This window comes from uncultured Methylobacterium sp. (genome assembly GCF_964242245.1).
Lineage (GTDB): Bacteria > Pseudomonadota > Alphaproteobacteria > Rhizobiales > Beijerinckiaceae > Methylobacterium.
Map to the genome: position 1 here is coordinate 86,286 of NZ_CAXTBY010000002.1, position 23,554 is coordinate 109,839.

Annotated in this window: 19 protein-coding genes and 3 pseudogenes; 15 read left to right on the forward strand and 7 right to left on the reverse strand. The window is 71.1% G+C overall.

Annotation, left to right across the window (positions count from 1 at the left end; translation table 11 throughout):
• Positions 1 to 36 precede the first annotated feature (36 nt).
• The 5 genes and pseudogenes from ACFE8Y_RS01025 to ACFE8Y_RS01045 form a co-directional block, all read left to right on the forward strand.
• Positions 37 to 267, forward strand: a pseudogene (locus ACFE8Y_RS01025) (MFS transporter); the annotation flags it as partial.
• A gap of 368 nt (positions 268 to 635) precedes the next feature.
• Positions 636 to 923 (forward strand): hypothetical protein, encoded by a 288-nt coding sequence (locus ACFE8Y_RS01030; protein WP_375462517.1) that lies wholly within the window; start codon positions 636 to 638, stop codon positions 921 to 923.
• A gap of 80 nt (positions 924 to 1,003) precedes the next feature.
• On the forward strand, positions 1,004 to 1,399 hold the full coding sequence (locus ACFE8Y_RS01035; protein ID WP_375462518.1) for a FixH family protein: 396 nt from the start codon (positions 1,004 to 1,006) through the stop codon (positions 1,397 to 1,399).
• Positions 1,396 to 2,865, forward strand: coding sequence for an efflux RND transporter periplasmic adaptor subunit (locus ACFE8Y_RS01040; protein WP_375462519.1), 1,470 nt, complete (start codon positions 1,396 to 1,398; stop codon positions 2,863 to 2,865). The genes ACFE8Y_RS01035 and ACFE8Y_RS01040 overlap by 4 nt, the downstream gene beginning before the upstream one ends.
• Positions 2,862 to 6,029 carry an efflux RND transporter permease subunit gene (locus ACFE8Y_RS01045; RefSeq protein ID WP_375462520.1) on the forward strand — a complete coding sequence of 1,056 codons (3,168 nt, stop codon included), beginning with the start codon at positions 2,862 to 2,864 and terminating at the stop codon, positions 6,027 to 6,029. Before ACFE8Y_RS01040 ends, ACFE8Y_RS01045 begins: the two co-directional genes overlap by 4 nt.
• 452 nt (positions 6,030 to 6,481) lie before the next feature.
• On the opposite strand, the gene ACFE8Y_RS01050 is transcribed toward ACFE8Y_RS01045, so the two are convergent.
• The 4 genes and pseudogenes from ACFE8Y_RS01050 to ACFE8Y_RS01065 all read right to left on the reverse strand — a co-directional run.
• A complete protein-coding gene (locus tag ACFE8Y_RS01050) occupies positions 6,482 to 9,733 on the reverse strand; it encodes an efflux RND transporter permease subunit (RefSeq protein WP_375462521.1) in 3,252 nt (1,083 codons plus the stop codon).
• A gap of 10 nt (positions 9,734 to 9,743) precedes the next feature.
• Entirely contained in the window at positions 9,744 to 11,042 is a 1,299-nt protein-coding gene (locus tag ACFE8Y_RS01055) for an efflux RND transporter periplasmic adaptor subunit (protein WP_375462522.1), read from the reverse strand.
• 139 nt (positions 11,043 to 11,181) lie between these two features.
• The gene (locus ACFE8Y_RS01060) at positions 11,182 to 11,469 is read right to left on the reverse strand and encodes a hypothetical protein (protein WP_375462523.1); all 288 of its coding nucleotides are present in this window, start codon (positions 11,467 to 11,469) and stop codon (positions 11,182 to 11,184) included.
• 185 nt (positions 11,470 to 11,654) lie between these two features.
• Positions 11,655 to 11,879: pseudogene (locus ACFE8Y_RS01065) on the reverse strand (HAMP domain-containing protein); the annotation flags it as partial.
• A 47-nt stretch (positions 11,880 to 11,926) separates the two neighbouring features.
• On the opposite strand from ACFE8Y_RS01065, the gene ACFE8Y_RS01070 reads away from it, so the two are divergent.
• Entirely contained in the window at positions 11,927 to 12,208 is a 282-nt protein-coding gene (locus tag ACFE8Y_RS01070) for a transposase (RefSeq protein ID WP_375462552.1), read from the forward strand.
• 93 nt (positions 12,209 to 12,301) lie between these two features.
• Here the strand turns inward: ACFE8Y_RS01070 and ACFE8Y_RS01075 are convergent, their stop codons facing one another.
• Positions 12,302 to 12,517: a hypothetical protein gene (locus tag ACFE8Y_RS01075; protein ID WP_375462524.1), complete on the reverse strand. Its 216-nt coding sequence runs from the start codon at positions 12,515 to 12,517 to the stop codon at positions 12,302 to 12,304.
• A 254-nt stretch (positions 12,518 to 12,771) separates the two neighbouring features.
• On the opposite strand from ACFE8Y_RS01075, the pseudogene ACFE8Y_RS01080 reads away from it, so the two are divergent.
• The 4 genes and pseudogenes from ACFE8Y_RS01080 to ACFE8Y_RS01095 form a co-directional block, all read left to right on the forward strand.
• Positions 12,772 to 12,966, forward strand: a pseudogene (locus ACFE8Y_RS01080) (aspartate aminotransferase family protein); the annotation flags it as partial.
• A 291-nt stretch (positions 12,967 to 13,257) separates the two neighbouring features.
• Positions 13,258 to 14,025, forward strand: a complete 768-nt coding sequence (locus ACFE8Y_RS01085; RefSeq protein ID WP_375462525.1) for a trypsin-like serine protease — start codon at positions 13,258 to 13,260, stop codon at positions 14,023 to 14,025.
• A gap of 94 nt (positions 14,026 to 14,119) precedes the next feature.
• Positions 14,120 to 14,563 carry a DMT family transporter gene (locus ACFE8Y_RS01090; protein ID WP_375462526.1) on the forward strand — a complete coding sequence of 148 codons (444 nt, stop codon included), beginning with the start codon at positions 14,120 to 14,122 and terminating at the stop codon, positions 14,561 to 14,563.
• A 556-nt stretch (positions 14,564 to 15,119) separates the two neighbouring features.
• Positions 15,120 to 15,578 (forward strand): GNAT family N-acetyltransferase, encoded by a 459-nt coding sequence (locus ACFE8Y_RS01095; RefSeq protein WP_375462527.1) that lies wholly within the window; start codon positions 15,120 to 15,122, stop codon positions 15,576 to 15,578.
• A 41-nt stretch (positions 15,579 to 15,619) separates the two neighbouring features.
• Here ACFE8Y_RS01095 and ACFE8Y_RS01100 read toward each other — a convergent pair whose 3' ends face one another.
• On the reverse strand, positions 15,620 to 15,877 hold the full coding sequence (locus ACFE8Y_RS01100; protein ID WP_375462528.1) for a DUF6894 family protein: 258 nt from the start codon (positions 15,875 to 15,877) through the stop codon (positions 15,620 to 15,622).
• A gap of 83 nt (positions 15,878 to 15,960) precedes the next feature.
• On the opposite strand from ACFE8Y_RS01100, the gene ACFE8Y_RS01105 reads away from it, so the two are divergent.
• From ACFE8Y_RS01105 to ACFE8Y_RS01125, 5 genes are all read left to right on the forward strand, one after another.
• The gene (locus tag ACFE8Y_RS01105) at positions 15,961 to 16,491 is read left to right on the forward strand and encodes a hypothetical protein (RefSeq protein ID WP_375462529.1); all 531 of its coding nucleotides are present in this window, start codon (positions 15,961 to 15,963) and stop codon (positions 16,489 to 16,491) included.
• Between the two features lie 99 nt (positions 16,492 to 16,590).
• The gene (locus tag ACFE8Y_RS01110; protein WP_375462530.1) at positions 16,591 to 16,965 is read left to right on the forward strand and encodes a thiol-disulfide oxidoreductase DCC family protein; all 375 of its coding nucleotides are present in this window, start codon (positions 16,591 to 16,593) and stop codon (positions 16,963 to 16,965) included.
• A gap of 50 nt (positions 16,966 to 17,015) precedes the next feature.
• Positions 17,016 to 19,205, forward strand: a complete 2,190-nt coding sequence (locus ACFE8Y_RS01115; RefSeq protein ID WP_375462531.1) for a helicase-related protein — start codon at positions 17,016 to 17,018, stop codon at positions 19,203 to 19,205.
• 129 nt (positions 19,206 to 19,334) lie between these two features.
• Complete coding sequence (locus tag ACFE8Y_RS01120; RefSeq protein ID WP_375462532.1) at positions 19,335 to 20,054, forward strand: DUF1194 domain-containing protein; 720 nt, start codon at positions 19,335 to 19,337, stop codon at positions 20,052 to 20,054.
• A gap of 532 nt (positions 20,055 to 20,586) precedes the next feature.
• Positions 20,587 to 21,624 (forward strand): tlde1 domain-containing protein, encoded by a 1,038-nt coding sequence (locus ACFE8Y_RS01125; protein WP_375462533.1) that lies wholly within the window; start codon positions 20,587 to 20,589, stop codon positions 21,622 to 21,624.
• Positions 21,625 to 21,726: 102 nt separating this feature from the next.
• Here ACFE8Y_RS01125 and ACFE8Y_RS01130 read toward each other — a convergent pair whose 3' ends face one another.
• Positions 21,727 to 23,517: an HAD-IIIC family phosphatase gene (locus ACFE8Y_RS01130; protein ID WP_375462534.1), complete on the reverse strand. Its 1,791-nt coding sequence runs from the start codon at positions 23,515 to 23,517 to the stop codon at positions 21,727 to 21,729.
• Between the last annotated feature and the right edge of the window lie 37 nt (positions 23,518 to 23,554).

Genomic DNA, 23,554 nt, shown 5'->3' on the forward strand with positions numbered 1-23,554 from the left:
GAGCGCGGCCGCTAGACCGACCCGGGGGCCCTCGATCACCCACCCTGGACGTTGACGGTGGCCATGGTCCTCGTCGCCGTCGGCATCGCGATGCTCGCCCTCGGCCTTCCCATGGTGGCGCTGGCCTTGGTCCTCTACGGCGCCGGCAACGGCATCTATTCCATCGCGCGAGGCACCGTGCCGCTCGCCTTGTTCGAAGCAGGGCGCTACGCGCCGCTGGTGGGGCGCCTCGCGCGCCCGGGGCTTCCGGCGCAGGCCGCTGGGCCGCTGAGCAGGTTTCGGAAAAGTGCCCCGCGGTTTTCCGACAAAAACCTGCAACAAAACAGGAAGCTAAGCGGACGAAGCGTTGGCCTGCCAACGCAAGTTTGCTTAGTCGGCGCGTTCGTGATCACCCATTGGGGCGCCGACGCGACTTACGGCCTGCTCATCGTCCTCGCCTTGGCGAATGTCGGCCTCGCCCTGTCGCTTTGGCGACTCAGGTAGGCCGCACCCTTTCTCGCAGTCCCGGGATGTGGCATCCTCATGGCGTGACCGTCTGGCTTGCCCTTCGGCGGCTGCTTCCGCTCCTGGCGGTTCTCAGCCTCGCCCTCGCTCCGGTGACCGCATCCGCGGCCGCCGGGGGGATGCGCGCGCCGATGGCGGTCGAAGCCCACACCATGGCGGCGCCCGACGAGAGCATAGGCACCATGGCCGGCATGGCCATGGACGTCATGCCGTGTTGCCCGCACGAGGAGCCGGCGATGCCGGACTGCTCGAAGGGCTGTCCGCTCATGGCGCTTTGTCTTGCCAAGGTGGCCTTGGGGCTGCCGGGCGGGATCGGCCTCCCTGCGCGTGTCGCCGTCGTCCAAGGCGCCGCCTGGGCCATCACCGCCTCGTTCGACAGCCTGGCACCGAGACCGCTTCCCGAGCCCCCCCGATCCTGAACCCGATGCCGCCGGCGTGAGCGCCGGCAGTTTCCGCGCGCCCTCGCGCGGGCCTCATCGTGTTCAGGAGATTTCCGACCGTGACCCAGAACCCTTTCACGCGCGCCATGACGGCGGCGCTGCTCGGCCTCGCCCTTACTTCCCCGGCTCGGGCCGACACCAAGGACTACGAGTTTCAGCTCGTGAAGAACGAGGTGAAGCAGGGCGAGGCCGTTCTCGACGTGCGGCTGATCGACAAGCGCACGGCCAAGCCCGTGCCAGATGCCGTTATCTTCGCCAAGCGCATCGACATGGCCCCGGACAGCATGGAGGAGATGACCTCCAAGATCGAGCAGATGCCGTCCCCCGAGCCGGGCGTCTATCGCTTCAAGGTGAAGCTGACGATGGCCGGCGGCTGGCGCCTCTCGCTCGGGGCGAAGGTCCAGGGTGAGACTGGCACGGTCGAAAACAAGCTGGTTCTCAAGGCCGTCAAATGAGCCGGTCGGCATGGCGGGCCGGAACCCTCGCCGCCGTCGCGGCGGGGGGCGCCGGCTATTGGGCGGGGCAGGACGGTGTGCCCGTGCCTGCGCTTTTCGAGAAGGCGCGGACAGAGCTTCTGCACTGGGCGCCGCATCCCGCAGAGAAGCCGACTTCGCCCCCCGCCGGGGCGACAGGGCCGGTGGTCTACTACAGGGACCCGGACGGGAAGCCCACTTACGCCAGCGAACCCGCGCGTACCGCGGACGGGCGTGCCTATCGCGCCGTCCATGCGGGCGAGGATGTTCGGTTCGAGACCAACGAGCCTGAGATTGAGACGCCCATGCAGGCGTCCTCGGCGACGGCGGTGGCCAAGCGCATCCGCTTCTACCGCAATCCCATGGGCCTGCCGGATCGCTCGCTGACCCCGAAAAAGGACGCGATGGGGATGGACTACCTCCCCGTCTACGAGGGCGAGGACAGCGACGGCGGTACGGTGGAAATCTCGCCTGGAAAGCTCCAGCGCACGGGGGTGCGCACGGAGGTCGCCGAGCGCCGCGTGCTGTCGATGCCGGTTCGGGCACCGGGTGCCATCGAGGAGGACGAGCGCCGGGTCTCGGTGATCGCGATGCGTACCGACGCCTTCATCGAAAAGGTCGAGGGCATCACCACCGGCGACCACGTTCACAAGGGCCAGCCCCTCCTGCGGCTGTTCTCGCCCGAGATGAACGCCGCGGCCGCGCAGTACCTGACCGGCATCGGCTACGAGGGCGCGCGCCGACGTCTGGAAAACCTCGGCATCCCGCCCGAGGTCATCGACGAGATCGAACGCGCCCGGAAGGTGCCCGCGACCATCACATGGTCGGCGCCCAGCGACGGCGTCGTCGTCGAGCGCAACGTTTCCGACGGCATGCGCGCGAAGTCCGGCGACACCCTTTTTCGCCTCGTCGACCACAGCCGGGTCTGGGCCGTTGCCGATGTGTCCGAACGCGACTTGGCGGCCGTGGCGGAGGGGCAGACGGCGACCGTTCGTTCCAGGACCTTCCCGGCTCGCCCGTTCACGGGAACCGTGGCGCGGATCTACCCGCACCTCACCATCGGAACGCGGACCGCCCGCCTGCGGATCGAGTTGCTCAACCCGAACGGAGACCTGCGCCCGGGGATGTTCGCCGACGTCGAGATCGCCACCGGCGCCGAGAAGCCCGTGGTCGCAGTGCCCGACGATGCAGTCATCGATACCGGCACGAGGCAGGTCGTCCTCCTGGACAAGGGCGAGGGTCGCTTCGAGCCGCGCTCAGTCAGGCTCGGCACCCGCGGCGACGGCTACGTGGAGGTTCGAGACGGCATCGCGGCTGGCGACCGGGTGGTGACCTCGGCCAACTTCCTCATCGACGCGGAGAGCAACCTGAAGGCGGCCCTGCAGGGGCTCTCGGAGCCCAAGCCGACCCAGGGCATCCAGGCTGCGGCAGAGGGGAAGGCACCATGATCGCCCGCCTCATCGCTTGGTCCGCACGGAACCTGATGCTGGTCCTGATCGGGACCGTGTTCGCGGTCGGGGCCGGGCTCTACGCCCTCAAGACCCTACCGCTCGATGCCATCCCCGACCTCTCGGACATCCAGACCATCGTCTATACCGAGTACCCCGGGCAGGCGCCCCAGGTGATCGAGGATCAGGTCACCTATCCGCTGACCACCGCCATGCTGACGGTGCCGCGCTCGAAGGTGGTGCGCGGCTTCTCCTTCTTCGGGGTGTCGTTCGTCTACGTCATCTTCGAGGACGGCACCGACCCGTACTGGGCGCGCAGCCGGGTTCTCGAATACCTCAACACGGTGGCCAAGCGCCTGCCGGCGGGCGTGACGCCGACCCTGGGCCCAGACGCAACGGGCGTGGGCTGGGTCTACCAGTACGTGGTGGTCGCGAAGGAACGGACGCTTGCCGAGCTTCGCTCGCTCCAGGACTGGGTCGTGCGCTTCGGGGCGTCGCGGGCCGAGGGCGTGGCCGAGGTCGCGGGCGTCGGCGGCTTTGTCAAACAGTACAACGTCGTGGTCGACCCGAACCGTCTTCGGGCGCAGGGCATCACGCTCTCCAAGCTCCGGGATGCGGTTCGGGCGAGCAACGCCGACGTCGGCGGGCGCACCGTCGAGCTGTCCGAGTTCGAGTTCGTCGTCCGGGGCCGCGGTTACCTCAAGAGCGTCGCGGACATCGAGAGCATCGTCCTCAGGACCGAGGCAGGCACGCCGCTGCGGGTGAAGGACGTCGCACGGGTCGAGCTCGGCCCTGACGAGCGCCGGGGCATCGCCGAGATGAACGGCGACGGCGAGGTCGCCGGCGGGATCATCCTCCAGCGGTTCGGGGCCAACGCCCTCGACGTCATCGAGGGCGCCAAGGCGCGTCTCGCCGAGGTCGCGAAGAGCTTGCCAGGGGGGACCGAGATTCTGCCGGTCTACGACCGCTCGCACCTGATCGAGGCCGCCATTGCGACCCTCAAGGGCACCTTGATCGAGGAGAGCGTCATCGTCGCCCTCGTCTGCATCGTGTTCCTGCTCCACGTGCGCAGCGCGCTCGTGGCGATCCTGATGCTGCCGGTCGGCATCCTGATGGCGTTTGCCGGCATGAAGGCGCTGGGGTTGGGGGCGAACATCATGAGCCTGGGCGGCATCGCCATCGCGGTCGGCGCCATGATCGACGCGGCCATCGTGATGATCGAGAACGCCCACAAGCACCTGGAGCGGGCTGACCCCGGAAAGCCCCGGACGGAGATCCTGATCGAGGCCGCGGGCGAGGTCGGCCCCTCGCTGTTCTTCAGCCTGCTCATCATCACCGTGAGCTTCCTCCCCATCTTCACCCTGGAGAGCCAGGAGGGGCGGCTGTTCGGGCCGCTCGCCTTTACCAAGACCTTCGCCATGGCCGCGGCGGCGGTTCTGTCGCTGACCCTCGTCCCGGCCCTGATGGTCCTCTTCGTTCGGGGGCGGATCGTTCCGGAGCACCGCAACCCGGTGAACCGCTTCCTGATCTGGCTCTATCGGCCCCTCATCGCCGGCGTCCTCCGGGCGCGCATCCTCACGATCCTGCTGGCGGCGGCCGTGCTCGCGGCGACGGCATGGCCGGCGTCCCGGCTCGGCTCGGAGTTCATGCCGGACCTCGACGAGGGCACGCTGATGTACATGCCGACGACGCTGCCGGGCATCTCGGCGACCAAGGCCGGGGACCTGCTCGCGACCCAGGACCGGATCATCAAGTCCTTCCCCGAGGTGGCCTCGGTCTACGGCAAGGCCGGACGGGCCAACACCGCGACGGACCCGGCACCGTCCGAGATGTTCGAGACCATCGTCAACCTGAAGCCGAGGCAGGAGTGGCGTCCGGGCGTGACGACGGCGAGCCTGCGGGCGGAGATGGATGCCGCGCTCCAGTTCCCCGGCGTCTCGAACGCCTGGACGCAGCCGATCCGCGCCCGCATCGACATGCTCGCGACCGGCATCCGCACGCCGGTCGGGATCAAGGTTCTGGGCACCGACCTGACCGTGATGGAGACGGTCGCGCGCCAGGTCGAGGCGGTGGTCAGGGCGGTGCCGGGCACCTCCAGCGCCTACGCCGAGCGGGTGCAAGGCGGCTACTTCCTCGACATCAGCCCCGACCGCGAGGTTTTGGGCCGATACGGGCTGACGGTCGGCGACGTGCAGGACGTCATCGCGATGGCACTCGGCGGCGAGAGCGTGACGAACACCGTCGAGGGCCGCGAGCGCTACACCGTGAACGTGCGGTACCCCCGCGCTTTCCGCTCCAACCCGCAATCGATCGCCAACGAGGTTCAGGTGCCGATCCCGAGCGGGGGCGCCGTGCCGCTCGGCGAGGTGGCGAAGGTGCAGTTGAACCGGGGCCCGACGCAGATCCGGACGGAGAACGGGCAGCTCGCGGTCTTCATCTATGTCGATGTCGCCGGTCGCGATCTCGGGGGCTACGTCGCCGAGGCGAGGGCGGCGGTGGCCAACGCGTTGACCCTCCCGCAGGGCACCTTCGTGCAGTGGAGCGGGCAGGTCGAATACCTCGACCGCGCGACAGCCAGGCTCAGGATCGTGGTGCCCCTGACGCTGCTGATCGTGTTCCTGCTGCTCTATCTCAACTTCCGCCGGCTCACCGAGACGCTCATCGTCATGCTGTCGCTGCCCTTCGCCCTGGTCGGCGGCATCTGGCTGATGTGGTGGATGGGCTTCAACATGTCGGTGGCGGTTGCCGTCGGCTTCATCGCCCTGGCGGGCGTGGCGGCGGAGACCGGCGTGATCATGCTGGTCTACCTCGACCATGCGCTGGCCGAGATCGGGGCCGCATGCGAGCGCGAGACGCGCGCCCTCACGCGAAAAGACCTGCGGCGGGCCATCATGGTGGGCGCGGTCGAGCGGGTGCGGCCCAAGATGATGACGGTGGTCGCCATCATGGCTGGGCTGTTGCCGATCCTCTGGAGCACGGGCTCCGGCTCGGAGGTGATGCAGCGGATCGCCGTGCCGATGATCGGCGGCATGGTCTCCTCGACCGTGCTGACCCTGCTGGTGATCCCCGCGGTCTACGGCTTGGTGAAGGGGTGGAGACTCCCGGATGCCGAGGTGCAGCGTGCGCTGATTCCTGAGGCGACGATGCCCTTGGCAGCCGAATGAGCGAACGACAGGAGAGCGGACACGCGTGATGCGATGGGACTGGCCCGCGTCGCGAGGACCGTGCGCGCGGCCGGCCATGCGAGGGAGTCGGGGAACGGGCCGCCCGAGTCTCGCCGTAGCGGCTCACGCCGGCGCGCCGTATCACCTGCCTGGCCGCGGTGGCGGAGGTGTCGTCGAGCGGACGCCCGACCCAGACGACCTGCTGCCTTGCTCCCGGCAGACCACCGGCACGACCTCGACGGTGTCTCGGCCCACGGCGAGCGGCCGTTCGTGGAAGTCGTACAACCCGGTCAGGTTGGCCTCGCGGTCGACCATCGAAGGGGGTTCGACCTGATCCACTGGGCCCCAAGCCGGTCCGAAGGGCACCTCGCCGGCGGGCGGGTCCGCCGCCAGTGGCCGCGCCGGTCCATGTCACCAGCGCGACGACCGGGGAGCGCCGGAGAGCCATCGGCCTACTCCGCCGCCTTGAGCTGCGGCGTCGGGGCTTCGGGCACCCGAACCGCGGGCTTGGCCGGCTCCGCCTTGGCGAACCGCGCGTAGAGGGCCGGCAGGACCAGCAGGGTCAGGAGGGTCGCGCTGATCAGGCCGCCGATGACCACGGTCGCCAAGGGCCGTTGGATCTCCGCCCCGGTCTCGGTGGCCAGCGCCATCGGCACGAACCCGAGCGAGGCCACCAGCGCCGTCATCGCCACCGGCCGGAGCCGGGTCATCGCCCCCTCGTAGATCGCCTCCGCCTTCGGGCGTCCTTCCGCAATGAGCTGCTTGATGAAGGTCAGCATCACGAGGCCGTTTAGCACCGCCACGCCGGACAGGGCGATGAACCCGACCGCCGCCGGCACCGAGAACGGCATGCCGCGCAGCCAGAGCGCCGCGATGCCGCCGGTGAGCGCCAGGGGCACCGCGCTGAACACGAGGAGCGCGTCCCGCGGCGAGCCCAGGGCAGAGTACAGCAGCAGGAAGATCAGGAAGAAGCACACCGGCACCACGATCATCAGGCGCTGCCGGGCCGAGGCGAGGTTCTCGAACTGCCCGCCCCAGGTGACGGAGTAGCCGGCGGGCAGCTTCACCTGCTCGGCCGTCCTGGCCTGGGCCTCGGCGACGAGCGAGCCGATGTCGCGGCCGCCGCGGACGTTCGCGCTGATGACGACCCGGCGCTTCCCGTTCTCGCGGCTGATCTGGTTCGGACCCTCGGTGACCACGAAGCTCGCGACCTGCTTGAGCAGGACGGAGGCCGCCCTGCCCATCGGTCCGGGCGGCAGCGGCACCGGGATGTTCTCCAGGTCCTCGCGGCTCTCGCGGACCTTGTCGTTCAGGCGCACGACGATCGGGAAGCGCCGGTCGCCCTCGAACACGACGCCCGCGTCCCTGCCGCCGATGGCGGCGCCGACGACCTCCTGGATCGCCGCGGTGCTGAGCCCTAGGCGCGAAGCCTCGGCCTTGTCGATCTTGACCTCGAGGACGGGCAGGCCCGAGGTCTGCTCGACCTTGACGTCCTCGGCCCCGTCGAGGCCGCGCAGGATGGCGGCGATCTGGTTGGCGGCCCGGGTCATCGGCTCGAACGCCTCGCCGAACACTTTTACCGCGAGGTCGCCGCGCGAGCCGGCGATGAGCTCGTTGAAGCGGAGCTGGATCGGCTGGGAGAACTCGTAGACGTTGCCCGCCAACTGCCCGAGCGCCTTCTCGATCCGCTCCTGGAGCTCGGCCTTCGATAGTTCGGGGTCCGGCCACGCCTCCTGCGGCTTGAGCATCACGAAGGTGTCGGAGGAGTTCGGCGGCATCGGGTCGGAGGCGACCTCCGCGGTGCCGGTCTTCGAGAAGACGTAGGCGACCTGCGGGAACTTCGCGATGGCCTGCTCGACCCGAAGCTGCATCGCCTGCGACTGGGTCAGCGAGGTCGAGGGGATGCGCAGGGCGTTCAGGGCGATGCTCTTCTCGTCCAGCGTCGGGATGAACTCCGCGCCGAGACGGGTGAACACCGCGCCCGCCCCGGCAAGCAGCAGGACCGACGCGAGGATGTAGGTGACCGGAGCCCGGAGCGCCCCGGCCAGCGCGGGCCGGTAGGCAGCCTTGATCGCGCGGACGAACGGGTTGTCCTTCTCCTGCACCTTGCCCGTGATGACGATGGCGATCATCGCCGGCACGAAGGTCAGCGACAGGACGAAGGCGGCGGCCAGCGCGATGATGACGGTGAGCGCCATCGGCTGGAACATCTTGCCCTCGACGCCGGTGAAGGTGAGGAGCGGCACGTAGACCAGGATGATGATCGCCTGCCCGTAGAGCGACGGCTTGATCATCTCCTCGGCCGACGCCTGGACGGTGACGAGGCGCTCCTCGGTCTCCAGTCGCCGCCCGAGTTCCTGCTGCCTCTCGGCGAGATGGCGCAGCGAGTTCTCCGCGATAATGACGGCGCCGTCGACGATGAGCCCGAAATCGAGCGCGCCGAGGCTCATCAGGTTGGCGGAGATCTTCGCCTCGACCATGCCGGTCATGGTCATCAGCATCGCCACCGGGATGACCATGGCGGTGATGACGGCGGCGCGGATGTTCCCGAGCAGCAGGAACAGCACGAGGATGACGAGGCCGGCCCCCTCGGCGAGGTTCTTGGCCACCGTCCTCACCGTCGCCTCGACCAAGCGGGTGCGGTCCAGCACAGTCCGCACCGCGATGCCGGGGGGCAGCGACCTGCGGATCTGGGCCATGCGCGCATCGACGGCCGCGGCCACCGTGCGGCTGTTCTCGCCGATCAGCATCAGGGCGGTGCCGATCACGGCCTCCTTGCCGTTCTCGCTGCCCGAGCCGGTGCGCAGGTCGCGCCCGATGCGGACCTCGGCGATGTCCTTGACCCGCACCGGCACGCCGCCGCGGCTGGCCAGGAGGACGTTGCCGATCTCGTCCATGCTCTCCAGGCGGCCGGACGCGCGCACGACGTAGCCCTCGCCGTTCTCCTCCAGGTAGCGCGCGCCCTGGTTGGCGTTGTTGGCCTCCAGCGCCCGGGCGACGTCGGCGAAGGACAGGTCGAGGGAGGCGAGCCTCAAGGGGTCCGGCTGGACATGGTACTGCTTCTCGAAGCCGCCGATGGTGTCGACGCCGGCGACGCCCGGCACCGTGCGGATCTGGAGGCTGACCACCCAGTCCTGGATGGTGCGCAGGTAGGCGGTGCGCTCGATCTCGTTTCCGAGCCTCTGGCCCTCCGGGGTCAGGTAGCTGCCGTCCGACTGGAAGCCGGGCTTGCCGTCCTCCACCCTGGCGTCCAGCTCGCGCTCGGCGTAGCGGATCGACCACATGTAGATCTCGCCCAGCCCCGTCGAGATCGGGCCCATCTTCGGCTCGATGCCGGGCGGCATCGACGCCTTCGCGGTCTGCAGCCGCTCGGCCACCTGCTGGCGGGCGAAGTAGATGTCGAGCTTCTCGTCGAAGACCGCGGTGACCTGGGAGAAGCCGTTGCGCGAGAGCGAGCGGGTGTATTCCAGTCCCTTGATGCCGGCGAGGGTGGTCTCGACCGGGTAGGTGACCTGCTTCTCGATGTCGAACGGCGAGAGCGACGGCGCGACCGTGTTGATCTGCACCTGGTTGTTGGTGATGTCGGGCACCGCGTCGATGGGGAGCTTCGTCAGGGAATAGGCGCCGAAGGCCGCCGCGAGCAGCGACAGGAGCAGCACGAGGAATCGCTGCCGGACGGAGAATGCGAGGATGCGGCTGATCACGGTCGTATCCTCAGTGCCCGTGCTCGGCTTCGCCCTTGCCGAGCTCGGCCTTGAGCAGGAAGGTGTTGGCGACTGCGATCTCCTCGCCCGGCCTCAGTCCGGCGGTGATCTCGATGGCGTCGTCGTCCGCCTTGCCGGTCTCGACCTCACGCTTCTCGAAGCCCTCGTCCGTGCGAACGAACGCCACCCGCCTGCCCTCCACCGTCTGCAGCGCCTGCTTGGGCACGCGCGCCTTCACGGCATCCTCGGAGATCTGCACCTCGGCGGTGACGAAGGTCCCGGGACGCCATGCGAAGTCGGGGTTGGGCAGTGAGACGATGACCCGGGCCGAGCGGGTCTCCATGTTCAGGAGCGGGCTGACGAACACCACCTTGCCCTCGGCGCGCTTGCCGTCGTCGTCGCCGGGGCCGGGCGTGACCACGACGCGGGCGCTTTCCTTGACCTTGGCGAGCTCCACCGTCGGGACGGCGAGCTCGATCCACACGGTCGAGAGGTCGGCCACGGTGTAGACGTCGGCCGGGTCGCCCTCCTTGCCGACGGCGGTGCCGACGTCGACCCTGCGCTCGACGATGCGGCCCGCGAGCGGCGACCGGAGCTCGTACTGGCGCAGGGTCGAGCCGTTCGGGGTGGTCTCGTCCCGCTTGGCGAGCTTGGCCACCTCGGCCGCGTTCAGGCCGAGCGCCGACAGCTTCTGCCGGGCAAGGTCCTGGCGGAGCGTCGCCTCGGCGTAGACCGCCTTGGCGTTGAGGAAGGCGGATTCGGCCGAGATGCGCTTGTCCCAGAGCGCCTGCTGCCGGTCGAAGTTGGTCTTCTCCAGGTCGGCCCGCACCGCGGTGGTGAGGTACTCGCTCTTGGCGTCGGCGACCTCGCGGCTGTCGAGCACCGCGACGACCTCGCCCCTCTCGACCCTGTCGCCGAGACGCTTGCGCATCTCCGCGACGGTGCCGACCACCCGGGCCGGGACCCGTGCGATCCGGTCGGTGTCCGTGGTGATCGAGCCCGGCACCAGCAGGTGCCGGTGGATGGTGCCGCCCGCGACCGGCGCGACGGCGATGTCCTGGGATGCGGCCTGCTCGGGCGTCATCCTGACGACGCCCTCCTCGGTTTCCCCGGCGCCGTGCCCGTGGCCGGCCTCGCCCTCCGCGGGCTTCGCGGCGGGCTGATCGGACTTCTCCGCCGAAGCTTTCGGCGAAGTCTCGGCCATGCCGGCGGCCGCAAGGGCGGTCTGGACGAGCCGGGACACGGGTGGGGAGGCACCGCCGACGGCGATGCCGATGGCCAGCAAGGCCATGGACAGGACAATGCGCATGGATGCCAACTCGACCGGGACGCCGGCCGCCCGAAGTCGGGGCGGTCAGGCTAAGTCCCGTAAGATCACGTGAGGGAACGGCACCCGGACGCCGAGCCGGCGACCGGGCAGGACGCGCCACGAACGTGGCGCCGTCACCTCAGGTGCGAGGAGGCTCGGGCAGTCTCTCGGCGAACACCGTGGTCACCGCGACATCGAGCGTGCGGTACACGGTGCGTTCGACCGTCTCGACCGGTTCGCCGGCATCGGCGGTCACGGCGACGGCTTGGTGCGGGCAACAATTCAGGTGAAGGGCGACGCAAGGGTCGGCGTCGTTGTCGGCGGAACCGTTCGCACCGGCCGAGACCGACGATTGGTCCGCGTGGAAGGCAGCGTCCTCGGCCCACCCGGCGGCAGGCGCCATCAGCGCCAGGGCGAGGACGAGCATGCAGGAAGCGGTCGCCCACCACCCGTGCTTCGCCCCGAAAGCCCTGTTGCGACGCGCCCAATCCATCAAGCTGCTTATGAGCGATTTGGGCTCGGCACCGCAAGCCGTCATCCATGTCGAGAGGTCACCGACCGGAGTTGTTCCTGGTCCCCGAACGCCTGAACGAGACCTTCGCCGGACCTACCGTCGAGGCGCAGGCGAAGCCGGGCGATTGGGGTGCGCAGGTGGTGGGAGACGGCCGCCAACGCCTGCGTCCGTTCCGTCACCAGCCGATGGATGCGCGTCTGCATCGCGTTGAGCGCCCGCGCGATCTCGCGGGTCTCGTCGGGGCCGGCCTTCCGGACCGGGACGACGGCACCGTGTCCGATCTTTCCTGTGGCGCGGGTGAGATCGCGGAGCGGACCCGCGACAGCCCGCTGTTCGAGACGCGGCTGGGTCTCGGACCGGACGTGAGCCCCTGCGCTGCCATCACCGACCAGGGCTACGACAGCAAACGCAACCAAGCCGCCCGCACGCGCGGCATCGCCCCCATCATTCCCCACAAAGCCCACGCCAAGAAGAGGCCCGCCTTCTTCCCCAAGCCCTCTATCGAACAAGAGCCCGGATCGAGCGGACCTTCGGAAAGCTCAAGCGCTTCAAGCGCATCGCCCGCCGCTGCGGGAAAACCAAGGCCAGCTTCTCAGCCTGCGTCGCCCTCGCTCTCGGATTCATCATCATCAAATCCGTCCACACCACCTAGGACGATGCGGGCGGTGGCGGCCAGCGAGGCCCCCCTGCCTCCGCTCCGGAGCGACCCGAGAGGCTCGTGCGCGACGGTGTCCGAAGAGCGCGATCAGCGGTGGCGGCGGTGATGGCGCCGCATGTGCATCCCGCCCATGCGGCGGCCCTTCATGCCGCCTCCGGCATTGCGATGCATCCCGCCCATGTTGCTGTTCCCGGTCGCGCCGGCATTGCGGTCCAGCCCGTCGCCCGGAGCGGCCAAGCTCATGCCGGTGGCACCGAGCAGGAGGCCGAGGGTCAGCGTCGCGCCGAGGATGAGCTTGTTCATGCGTCCTAACCTTCCGCGGCGCTGCGCCGCCGGTACAGAACCTCGCACAGGAGGGCAGGTTCCGGTCAGCCCGAAAGGCCGAGGCTTCGCGCGTCCGAGGCAGCGGGGCGCCGATCGAGGCGACGTGGGTGGCGTCGGCACGGTCTGCTCGCGCAGCCTACTGCCGTGCCGTTCGGGTGCGCGACCAAGGCCTTGAGCGAATCAGGCATCGGTGACTCGAACGCGTAGAGGTCGGTGTCGGGATTGGCCGGTTGTTCGACCCGGGCCTGAAGCTCCGCGCCCACATCAAGCGCACGGCGATGGCGCGGTGGCTCGCCGTCTACCCGGCCGGCGGGACGGTGGACGGCGTGCGCGGCGACCACGTCCTGCTGGCGCCCCCGTTCATCGTCGATACTGCGACCGTGGACACGATCGTGGGCCTCGATGCGGCGCTCGCGCGGCCGCACTGACCGGCACCGTCCGGTCGGCTCCGGCGGCGCGCAGCGCCACGCGAACCGGAGAGCCGGCTTCGACGAGAGCTGGGCGGTACGCGTGCGGCGGCTGTTCGGTCTCGATGGCGGGCGACCACCTGCGCCTCGTCACGAGGCTGCTGAGCGACGCAGAGTTCAGCGGGTGCCGGGTGCTGAGCCCGGCCATGACACGCGCCCCTTGCGTCCTCGCGTCCGGTTGCGCCGCCGCGCCCGAAGGTCCTGTGTCGTCGCTCAGTGAGCCTCGGCTTGGAGAACGGCGTGATTCGATCCGTGACTGCCCGACCCGCCAGCCAGTCCCGAGCGATACGCCTCGGCCTGTCCCTTCTCGTCGCGTTGCTCGGCGGCGCACCGGCCTCCGCCATCGAGGGCGGCGCGGCGGCGCGGGCCGGCGACCGGCTCGCGCAGGCCACCGTCGGGATCGGCACCGTCACCGTGCCCGACGACGTGCCGCGCGTCTCGCGCTGCTCGGGCGTGCTGGTGAGCGCCGACCTCGTGCTCACGGCGGCCCACTGCGTCAACGGCGATCCGCTGGGCTCGGTGGTGGTGTTCTACCGCGGCGGCGAGCCGGTGCGGCCGGTGCGGACCGCGCGCGTGCTGGCGCGCTACAGCCCGGACCCCGGCGAGCTGACCTCGCACGCGGTCGGCGTCGACCTGAACGCGCTGTCGCTCGACCTCGCCGTCCTGCGCCTGTCCGCCCCCGTCACCGACCGGGTGCCCGTGCCGCTGGCGGTCGATCCCCGCCGCGTGCCGGCGGCCCTGCGCATCGCCGGAGCCGGATTATCCGGCCGCGTGGTGGGCCGGCTGCGCACCGCCGGCCTCACCCCGGTCGCGGCCACGAGCACGGGACTGACGATCGCCCGCGTCAACGGGGGGCGGGTCTGCTTCGGCGACTCGGGCGGCCCGGTCGTGGGCCAGGACAGGCGCGGCCTCATCCTCTGGGGGGTGGCGAGCGCCGTGATCTCCCGGCAGGCGCCCTGCGGGGGTCTCGTCGTGATCGCGCCGGTGGCCCAGGTCTTCGCCGGCAGCGGTCTGCGCTGACGCCGCGACGTGCGGGGCGCCCGGCGGGCCTGGGGCGGGCAGAAGGCGGGCGCGCGCCCTACCTTGCGGTATCTCTCAAGTCAGGATCCCGACCATGTGGTACTCCTACGGCTTGGTGCTGCTCGCCGGCATCGCCAACGCGGTCCAGCCCGGACAGAACGCCACCCTCGCCAAGAGCTTCTCCCAACCCCTCATGGCCGGCTTGGTCGTCGGGACCGGGGCGCTCCTCAGCATCCTGACCATCGGCCTCGTGTTCGGACGCTTGGCGTGGCCCTCGCACGAGGAGATGGTCCAGGTTCCGTGGTGGGCGTGGCTCGGCGGGTGCCTCGGCGGCATCGTCGTCATCACGCAGTTGCTCATCGCCCGCCAGATCGGCGCCGGGGCCTTCCTGAGTCTCCTCGTGACCGCGGGCGTCATCACCTCGATCCTGCTGGACCACTTCGGATGGGTCGGGTTCGAGGTGCATCCGGCGAGCCTCTGGCGGGTCGTCGGCGGCGCGCTGATGATCGGCGGCGTCGTCCTGGTGGCGCTCTTCTGACGCGCCCGCGGCCGCGGCAGGTCCTGCTCTCACCCGCGTCGACATCGGCCACGCAGGCGAAATCCAGGCCGCAGGATGCAACGTCCCGAGACCGGCATCGTTAACCCTGCGCTGCGGACCTGCGTCATGAGAGCCGCGCTGGCGGCAGTGAACCGGGCGGGCCGACCATGCTCTACGAACGAATCCTCGATCTTGCGCCGAGCATGGCGCTGGAACGTCGCCTCGGGGAGCGGCTCGCGGCCCGCTTCGTGATCGGCTTGCTGCTCGCCCCACCTGTCTGCGCCATAGCCGGGGTGACGCTGATCTCCTCCATCCTCTACGCCTTGGCGAGCCGGACCTGCGAGGCCGGTCGATTCACCGGATCGCGCATCCGGGAAGGCCTGCTTGCCGTCCCGTCCTGGTGCGCTGCACATCGCCTCCACCGAGGGCCGCGCGGACGGCATTCCGCGTTGCGGCCCTGACGAGGCACGCGTTGCCGCGCGGCCGGCGGAACGCCTGCCGGTGCTGATCGAGGCCGCCGTGGCCGCACGGAGATGGAGCAGGGCAGGGAACGGGCTTGAGCCAGCGCTACGGACTGGAGATCCGGGCGGCCACCGCCGCCGACGCGGCCAGCCTCGCCCGATGGCTCGGCGGCGACGGGCCGTCGATCGACCCCCGCGCCCTCGCGGAACGGATCGAGGCGCTGCGCGCGGATCCGGGCGCGGTGCTCGTCGCGGTGGAATGGGGACCGCCGAGCGGCCTCGTCGCGCTGCACTGGTACCGGACCCTGACCGGCGCCGCCCGCACGGCGCAGATCACGATGCTGCACGTCGGCGCCGACGACCGCAGGCGCGGGCTCGGGCGCCTGCTGCTCAAGGCGGCCGCGCAGGCCGCCCGCGTCGCCGGCTGCGACGCGATGGAGATGACGATGCCGGCCGACCGGCCGGACCTGCGCGCCTTCTGCGCGGCCGCGGGCTTCGTCGAGGCCGGCACCTGCGTCACGCGGCCCCTGCGCAAGAAGGGACCCGGCGCGTAGGCCATGGGAAAGACGCCGCACGGGGACCGGCTCACGGCGTCTCAGGGCACGAGGCCGTCCCGGCCACCGGAGAGCGGCACGGCCTCGGCGAACGGAAACTCCAGCACCACGTCGCCGGTCGCGTCGGTGACGAGGAGGCTCGCCGCCATCAGCCGCGCCTGATCGTTCGTCTCGCGCAGGGCGGCCCGGATCGTGTCCCGCGCCGTCTCCCAGGCGTGGTCGGCGTCGGGCAGGTCCGTCCCGTCCGGGTCGGCGATGCGCTCGGCGCCGATCTGGGTGTTGAAGAAGTAACGGGGCATGATGGCGTCTCGCGCGGGATGCGGGTCATCGCTCGGCCCGCGACGCGAACCGACGGGGAGCGAGCCGGGACATGGTGATGGGCATGAGCGCAGCAACCCCGCACGGCACCCGATCCCGCGGAGGTCGCGGGCTCCGGCTCGGAGGCGGGATTGGTGTCGTCGTCCTCGCCGGGATCGTGGGGGCGCCGGCGCAGCCGGTCGATCCCTCCGCCGCGCGGACGATCGGCCTCGTGCGCAGCCACCGCACGGACGGATACGTCACCGTGGCGCAGACCCTGGCCTTCGCCGAACGGGCGCGGCCGCGGAGCTTCCGCATGGCCCGGATCTGGGCCGAGCGGCGCGCGGACGAGCCGTTCACGCGGGTCCACCTCTGCTACCGGCTCCGGCCGCCGGGACGACCGGCCGAGCCGGTCTGCGGGATCGACTACCTCGTCAGCGCGGACCCGGCCCACGTCGAGGTGGCGGATGCTCAGTCCGGCCTCGGGCGCGAGCTGGAGGCCGGACGCGAGGCGTTCGTGCGCGGCCTCGACCGCGAACTCGCCCTGCGGCGCGACCCGGCCGCCACGGCCGTGCGGGATGCGCTCGATCCGTTCAATCCCTACGATCTGCGGTAGGCCAAGTCCGGGCGGCCCACCTCGCGCGGCGTCCGGACGCGCTGCGGGCGGCGGCGTGAAACCCTATCTCGCCGATGTCGAGGCAGCGGGATGTCCTTCGTGGGTGACGAGACGCTGACTGTCTACTACGACGGGGCCTGCCCCCTCTGCCGGGCCGAGATCGGGCATTACCGCCGCTGCCGCGGGGCCGAGCGCATCGCGTTCGTCGATGTCGCTCCGGAGATCCCGGACAGCCGTCTCGGTCCCGGACTCGATCCGGATGCGGCGCGGCGCCGCTTCCACGTCCGCGACGCCGACGGCCGCCTGTGCTCGGGGGCGGCGGCTTTCGCCCGGCTGTGGAGCGTCCTGCCCGCGTGGCGCTGGCTCGGGCGCCTCGTGCGGCTCGCGCCGGTGCTGCCCCTGGCCGAGGCGGCCTACCGTGCCTTCCTGCCCCTGCGGCCGCGCCTTGCCCGGCTGCTCGTGCGCGCCCGTTGACAAGTCCTGCGCGGGCTTGATCCCGGGCGTCCAGGCCGAGAGGGTGGAGCATGGCACGCAAGCGCATCCACCTGACGACCGACATCCTGGCGGACGCCCTGCACCGGCTCGGCATCCCGGCGCGCGCGGTCGACCGCGACGCGCTGCGTGCCCGGATGAACCTCCCCGAGTACGACGGGTTCGTCGAGGACGCGATCGTGGCGGCAGCGCTCCGCGCGGTGGACGCGCGCCGCGCCTTCGCCGAGACCGGCGTCGCGGCGCTTCGGGCAGCGCTCCCCGCGCTGCGGGCCGAGGTACGGGACGGCGAGATCCACTGGCGGCTCCGGGTCACGCTCCCGCTCCTCGACGACGGCCGGCTCGACCTGCGCGTCGACGTCGCCCCGGGCGACGAGGCCGGGGCGATCCTGGAGGCGATGAGCCTGCGCAACGATGCGGGCTGGCGCCGCGACGCGCTGCGCACCGCGCTCGGCGAGACCGCGGCGCGCACGGACGCATCGCTCAACCGCGTGGTGGCCCGCCTGCGCGAGCAGGTCCGCGACGACCTCCTCGCCCTCGGGGCGGACGCACCGACCTACGTCGCGCACCTCGACCGGTCCCTGCGCGCGCGCACCTTCTCCCCCGCGCCGAACCTCGCGCACGCCATCACCGACGCCCTCAAGGCGGTGCGCACCCGGGCCAAGGTCGTGGCGCGCGAGGAATCCGGCCGGCGGCGGCTGCGCGACCGGGCCGGCTTCGGCGCCTACATCGAGAAATTCGTACCCGCCCGCCGGCTGAACCGGCGGATCGTCTTCCACATGGGGCCGACGAACTCGGGCAAGACCTACGCGGCGCTCCGGGCCCTGGGTGAGGCCGCCACCGGCACCTACCTCGCGCCGCTGCGCCTGCTCGCCCTGGAGAACTACGAGGCCCTGCTGGAGCGGGGCCTGCGCGCCGGCATGGTCACCGGCGAGGAGGTGCTGGGCGCGGCGAACCCGACCCACACCGCGCGCACCATCGAGACCGCGGACCTGCGCCGGCCGGTCGAGGTCGCGGTGATCGACGAGATCCAGATGCTGTCGGACCCCGACCGGGGCTGGGCCTGGACCAACGCGCTGTTCGGGATTCCGGCCCGCACCGTGATCGTCTGCGGCTCGGACGAGGCGCTGTCCCACGTGCGCCGGGCGGCGGAGGCCGCGGGCGAGTCCCTCGACGTGGTGGCGTTTTCGCGCAAGACGCCGCTCGTCGCGCTGGCCGCGCCCGTGCCTCTGGAGGCGGTGCAGCCGGGCGACGCGGTCGTCGCGTTCTCGCGGCGCGCCGTGCACGAGAACCGCGCGGTTCTGGTCGCGGCAGGCCGCAGCGTCGCCACGATCTACGGCGCGCTCTCGCCGGAGGTGCGGCGCACGGAGGCCCAGCGCTTCCGCGACGGCGCGGCGGAGGTGCTGGTCACCACCGACGCCATCGGCATGGGCCTCAACCTCGGGCCGCTGAAGCGCGTCGTCTTCTCCGCGGTGACGAAGTGGGACGGCACGGCAGAGCGGGCCCTCACCAGCGCCGAGATCCGCCAGATCGCCGGCCGGGCCGGCCGCTTCGGCCACCAGGACGCGGGCCACGTCTCGGCCACCGACGCGACCGCCCTCGGGCCGATCCGCGACGCGCTCGCCGGCGCGCCGACGGCGCCGGCCGCCGACACCCGGTTCTACGTCCGCCCGGACCTCGTCGCCATCGAGGCGGCGGCGGCCGAACTCGGCACCGAATCCTTGGGCGCGGTGCTGGCGCACTTTGCCCGCGCCACCTTCTACGAGGGCGGGCCGTTCCAGCCCTCGGCGATGGAGGAGGCCCTGGAGGCCGCGCGCGCCGTCGACCGGGCGCGGTTGCCGATCCCGGAAAAGTTCGCCTTCGCGGTCTGCCCGATCGACCGGCGCGACCCGGCCTCGACCGGGGTGCTGGAGCGCTGGGTGCAGGCGCGGGCCGCGGGCGCCGCCGTGCCGGCGCTGCGCGCGAACCCGGCCGGCGAGCTGGACTACCAGGAGCGGACCGTGAAGCTCGCCAGCGCCTACCTCTGGCTGGCGCGGCGCTTCCCCGACACCTTCGACGACGTCGAAGCGACCCGGACCCTGCGCACCCGCGCAAACGGGGCCATCGAGCAGCACCTGCGCGAGACGGCGACGCGCAGGCTCGCGGCCCGACCTGACCCGGATGCCGCCCGCGTCCCCGCAGCCGGCGCGGAGGCCGGTCCGCGCCGGTCGCGCGCGACGGCCTGACACCGGGGAGCAGCCGTGGACGACGATGCGGAGGTCGGCATTCCCTCCCGTCCGGCGCCGCGGCAGGTTCGATGCATCGGTCGGACGGCCGCATCGTTGGCTGCGCACCGCGACACCCGAGGCTCACCCATGCGCCGCCCGCTCCGATCCGCCCTGCTGGGCCTGATCCTCCTCGCGACATGGCTCAGTCAAGGCGCCCGCGCCGCGGAGACCGTGGACGTGCTCCTCGTGCTCGCCGTCGACGTGTCGCTCAGCATCGACGATCCGAAGTTCCAGCTCGAACGCCGCGGCTACGCCGACGCCTTCAGCGATCCGCGGGTGCTGCGGGCCATCGCCGAGGGCCGGACCGGACGCATCGCGGTCGCCCTCGTCGAGTGGGCAGGTCCCGAGGATCAGACCGTCGTCGTCGACTGGACGATCATCGCGGGCGCCGCCGACGCGCGCGCCTTCGCGGCCAAGCTCCAGGCCGCGCCGCGCTCGTTTTCCGGCCGCACGGCGGTCGGCTCGGCCATCGACTTCGCCGCCGGCCTCATCGCGGGCGCGCCCTTCCAGGCCGACCGGCAGGTGATCGACGTGTCCGGCGACGGGACGAGCAACGGCGGCCGCGCGATCTCCGAGGCGCGCGACGCGGCGGTGGCGCAGGGGATCACGATCAACGGCATCGTGATCCTCACCGATCCGACCGGGCTCTCCCCCTACCTCGTCGCCCACACCAACCCGCCGGGCGGGCTGGCGGCCTACTACCGCGAGACCGTGATCGGGGGCGAGGGCGCGTTCGTGATGAGCGCGGAGAGCTTCGAGAGCTTCGGGCGGGCGCTCATCGCCAAGCTCGTGCGCGAGATCTCCTGAGCGCGTGCGGCGGCTCCTGTTCCGGGAGCAGGACGTCCGGGCGGGACGGCCTGTCGTCGGAGACATCGACCGGCGCACGATCCGGCGGGACGGCTCTTGCGCCTATCAACGGCTATGAGGGCCCGCGCGCACTGAGAGCCGCCTCCGTCCGCTCGGTGCATCGCCCGCATTCTCGGCTCCGGAACCGCGACAAGCCAAGGACCCGACGCCAAGTTCCGGCCCGAATGCGGCCGCGCAAGATCCCGTACCGCGGTTCGAACGGTGCCCGCGATTTATCCGGGATTAACCAAACGCGCGTCTAATCGGCATCAGTCAACGGTCATCCATCCCTGCACGGGCGAGCCCGCCGCTCCGTTGTTCGCGCGCCGAGACCTCCGCACGGTTCGGCACGCGCAGCAACGGTCGGAGGACGCATGCGCGGGGACCGCGTATCCCGAGTAGCGCCCGCATGCCCCACCCTTCGCGTCCGTCATGCGGTTTCGCCTCGAACGCGCGCCGACGCGGGGCGCGCCGCCGCTCCCTCCTGAGGAACGTGCTGGCCGCAACACTCTGCCTCGTCACCGTGGCCGGCCTTCCGCCCGCGGACGAGGCCGCACCGGGCAACCGGCACGCCGCGGCGCCGGCGCGGGACGCGCGCGTACAGTCCGGGCGCTTCGACTGGATGTTCGATCCCAACCCTGCGCTGGAAGCCGAGGCGCGCAGGGGCTGGCAGGGCGCTCCCCTTGAAGCGACGTTGCAGGTGGCGTCCGCACCCGCCCGCGTCACCTCTGACGCCGTCACCCTCGCCGCCCTCGCGCCCGTCCCGCACGAGGCCGTCCGGACGGTGCGGCCGTCGCCGGCACCGGAGGCCGCGCAGGTCGCCAGGATCGTGCCGCTGCCGATGCCGCGCCCCTCCGAGCTGCTGGCGAAAACCCTCGACGCGCGCGTGGCGGAGCGGCGGGTCCCGCGGCGCACGCGGACCGCGGCGCTTCCGGCGGCGACGGGCGAGGCCCCCTCGTTCTTCGAGGAACTGTTCGGCGCGCGGAAGGAACCGGCACCCGCCCTCGCCTACGCCGCGCTGGAGAACGGCGCGATCGGCGGTGCGCGCGGGCGGCTCATCCCCCAACCCGATCCCGCGGCGACGGCGGGAACCGCGATCTACGACATCAGCGCCCGGATCGTGCGCCTGCCGAGCGGCGAGGTGCTCGAAGCCCATTCCGGTCTCGGCGCAGGGCAGGACAACCCGGATTCCGCGCACCTGCGGATGCGCGGCGTGACACCGCCCGGCACCTACGACCTCACGGAGCGCGAGCAGCTCTTCCACGGGGTGCGGGCGCTCCGCCTCAACCCCGTCGGCGGCAGCGCCGTCATTCACGGCCGCGACGGCCTGCTCGCCCACACCTACATGCTCGGCCCCGGCGGTGCCTCGAACGGCTGCGTGTCCTTCCGCGACTACAACCGGTTCTTGCAGGCCTATCTGAGGGGCGAGGTCCGGCGCCTGATCGTCGTCGCCGGGCGCTGGCAGGACGGACCGGCTCATTCCTTCGGCGGCCTGTTCGGCCGCTCGGTTGCTCGCCGCAGCGACGGCTGAGCGGAACGCGGGCGCCGAACGCGGCCAAGCGATCGAGGACGATGCTGGGCCCCGTCCGACCATCCCCCGATCAAGCTCACGCCCGAACAGCCGCCCGAGCCATCACGTCAACGCGCGCACCCACCGATCGCCGACCGGGTCGAACCCCGCCTTAGCGTAGAGGTCGGCGCAGGGCTTGTTCCGGTCGGTGGCAACGAACAGCGCCGAGACCTGCGCGTGGCCGGCTCGGCGCAGCCCGTCGGTGAGGTGCGCGAGCATCGCGGTCTCGATGTCGAGGCCGAAGACGCGGCAGCTCATCACGACCTGAACGATCGCGTCGCCCATCACCACGGCGGCGCCGACGAGGCCGTAATCCGTGAACTTGTCGGCGACCTCGAAGGCGTGGATCGTCAGGCCGTCGCGAAAGGCCGCCCCCATGTCCTCGACGGTCCAGCGCCGGCCGGTGGTGTTGAACTGGTTGGTCTTGTTGATCAGCTCGAACGCGCGCCTGAAGCGACCGTGCTGCGCGTCGCCGATCGCGCAGGGCGTGATCCTGATGTTGAGCGAGGCGAGGAACTCCTCGCGCGAGAGGGCCTTGCGGGTGTCCTCGCGCCGGACCTGGGCCTGGATCATCTCGGTGCGGCGGCCGGATTCGTCGGAGATGAAGGGGCCTTGCGTCTCGGCCGACCACAGCAGCGTCCGACGGATGCCGTAGAGGTCGGCCCCCAGCGTCCGGATGCCCGGGAACGCCCGGCGCACGGCGTCCCGCTCGACCGGGTTGTCGTCGATGAACACCGCGCTTTCGGGCAGGACGTTCACCTGCTCCAGGATCTCGGCGACGTTGTCCGCCTTGGCGTTCCAGTTGATCCGGACGACGGCGAACTGCTCCAGGGGCAGACGCTCGCCGAACAGCCCGTCCCACAGGCCGCGGATGATCGCCTCGTCGTTCTTGCTCGCGATCGCGAGGACGATGCCGCGGGTCTTGAGGACGCACAGCGCCTCGACGAGCCCGAGCGGCCAGCCCTCGCAGGCGCAGGGATCGGGCTCGCCCGCCTCGGCGATCACGCCGCGCCAGAGGGTGTCGTCGAGGTCGACGATGACGAGCTTGACGGCGTCGATCCCGCGCAGCGTCCGGACCATGGCCTCGATCTCGGCGTAGACCGCGTCGAAGAAGGGTGCGATCCTAAGATCGAACTGTCGGCTGATCGCCGGGGGCGGATCGAGCCGGTTCCGGTCGTAGGCGCTGTCGAAGTCGCTCAGCGTCGAGCTGTGGTTCAGCATCCAGAGATGATCGTCCTGGACGTGCATGCGCCCGATCGTGGCGGCGATCGCGTCGAAATCTAGGACGTGGCTGTTGGCGTAGGTCGCGACGACGTCCGCGAGGCGGGCGTTGAGCCGCTCCATGAAGTGGCTGAAGCTGCGCAGGTCGTTCCGCGGCATCAGGCGCCCGAGCGGGTCCTGCTGCGGCCTGAAGAAGTTGACGACGAACGTGGTGATGCCCGTCTCCCGGTTCCACCGCATCGCCGCGTCGAGGAATAGCGATAGGCGCTCTTCGGTCTCCCGGAAGACGAGTTCGTAATCCTCGGGACGGTGATGCTTGAGACGCGCGAACTGAACGTCCGGCAGGATGCTGCGCAGGGGGATCTGGACGATCTGGAGGTCGTAGGCGGCGATGGCCTGCGGCGGGCTCGCGGGAAGCTCGCCGAGGTTGTTGAACAGCACGAAGTCGCCGTGGAGCTGCTTGGCGCGTCCGACCTCGGCCAGGAGGTTCTCGACGAGGCACGACCCGACGACGAGGAGGCGGTTCAGGCCGGTCGCGCTCACCCTGAGATCGCGCGGGACCCGGAACTCGTCGGCGGCCTTCGGCTTCGGCAGCGCTCCGGACGCGGGTTCCGGATGGGACTGCGCGCTCACCGGTCCCGACCGGGATTTCGGCCACAGATTCCGAAGC

Bases quoted from the DNA above. Each gene is read 5' to 3' on its own strand.
- ACFE8Y_RS01030 (WP_375462517.1), top strand. From the start codon at position 636: ATGGCGGTCGAAGCCCACACCATGGCGGCGCCCGACGAGAGCATAGGC.
- ACFE8Y_RS01040 (WP_375462519.1), top strand. From the start codon at position 1,396: ATGAGCCGGTCGGCATGGCGGGCCGGAACCCTCGCCGCCGTCGCGGCG.
- ACFE8Y_RS01045 (WP_375462520.1), top strand. From the start codon at position 2,862: ATGATCGCCCGCCTCATCGCTTGGTCCGCACGGAACCTGATGCTGGTC.
- ACFE8Y_RS01055 (WP_375462522.1), bottom strand. From the start codon at position 11,042: ATGCGCATTGTCCTGTCCATGGCCTTGCTGGCCATCGGCATCGCCGTC.
- ACFE8Y_RS01060 (WP_375462523.1), bottom strand. From the start codon at position 11,469: ATGCTCGTCCTCGCCCTGGCGCTGATGGCGCCTGCCGCCGGGTGGGCC.
- ACFE8Y_RS01075 (WP_375462524.1), bottom strand. From the start codon at position 12,517: ATGAACAAGCTCATCCTCGGCGCGACGCTGACCCTCGGCCTCCTGCTC.
- ACFE8Y_RS01090 (WP_375462526.1), top strand. From the start codon at position 14,120: ATGTGGTACTCCTACGGCTTGGTGCTGCTCGCCGGCATCGCCAACGCG.
- ACFE8Y_RS01100 (WP_375462528.1), bottom strand. From the start codon at position 15,877: ATGCCCCGTTACTTCTTCAACACCCAGATCGGCGCCGAGCGCATCGCC.
- ACFE8Y_RS01105 (WP_375462529.1), top strand. From the start codon at position 15,961: ATGAGCGCAGCAACCCCGCACGGCACCCGATCCCGCGGAGGTCGCGGG.
- ACFE8Y_RS01115 (WP_375462531.1), top strand. From the start codon at position 17,016: ATGGCACGCAAGCGCATCCACCTGACGACCGACATCCTGGCGGACGCC.
- ACFE8Y_RS01120 (WP_375462532.1), top strand. From the start codon at position 19,335: ATGCGCCGCCCGCTCCGATCCGCCCTGCTGGGCCTGATCCTCCTCGCG.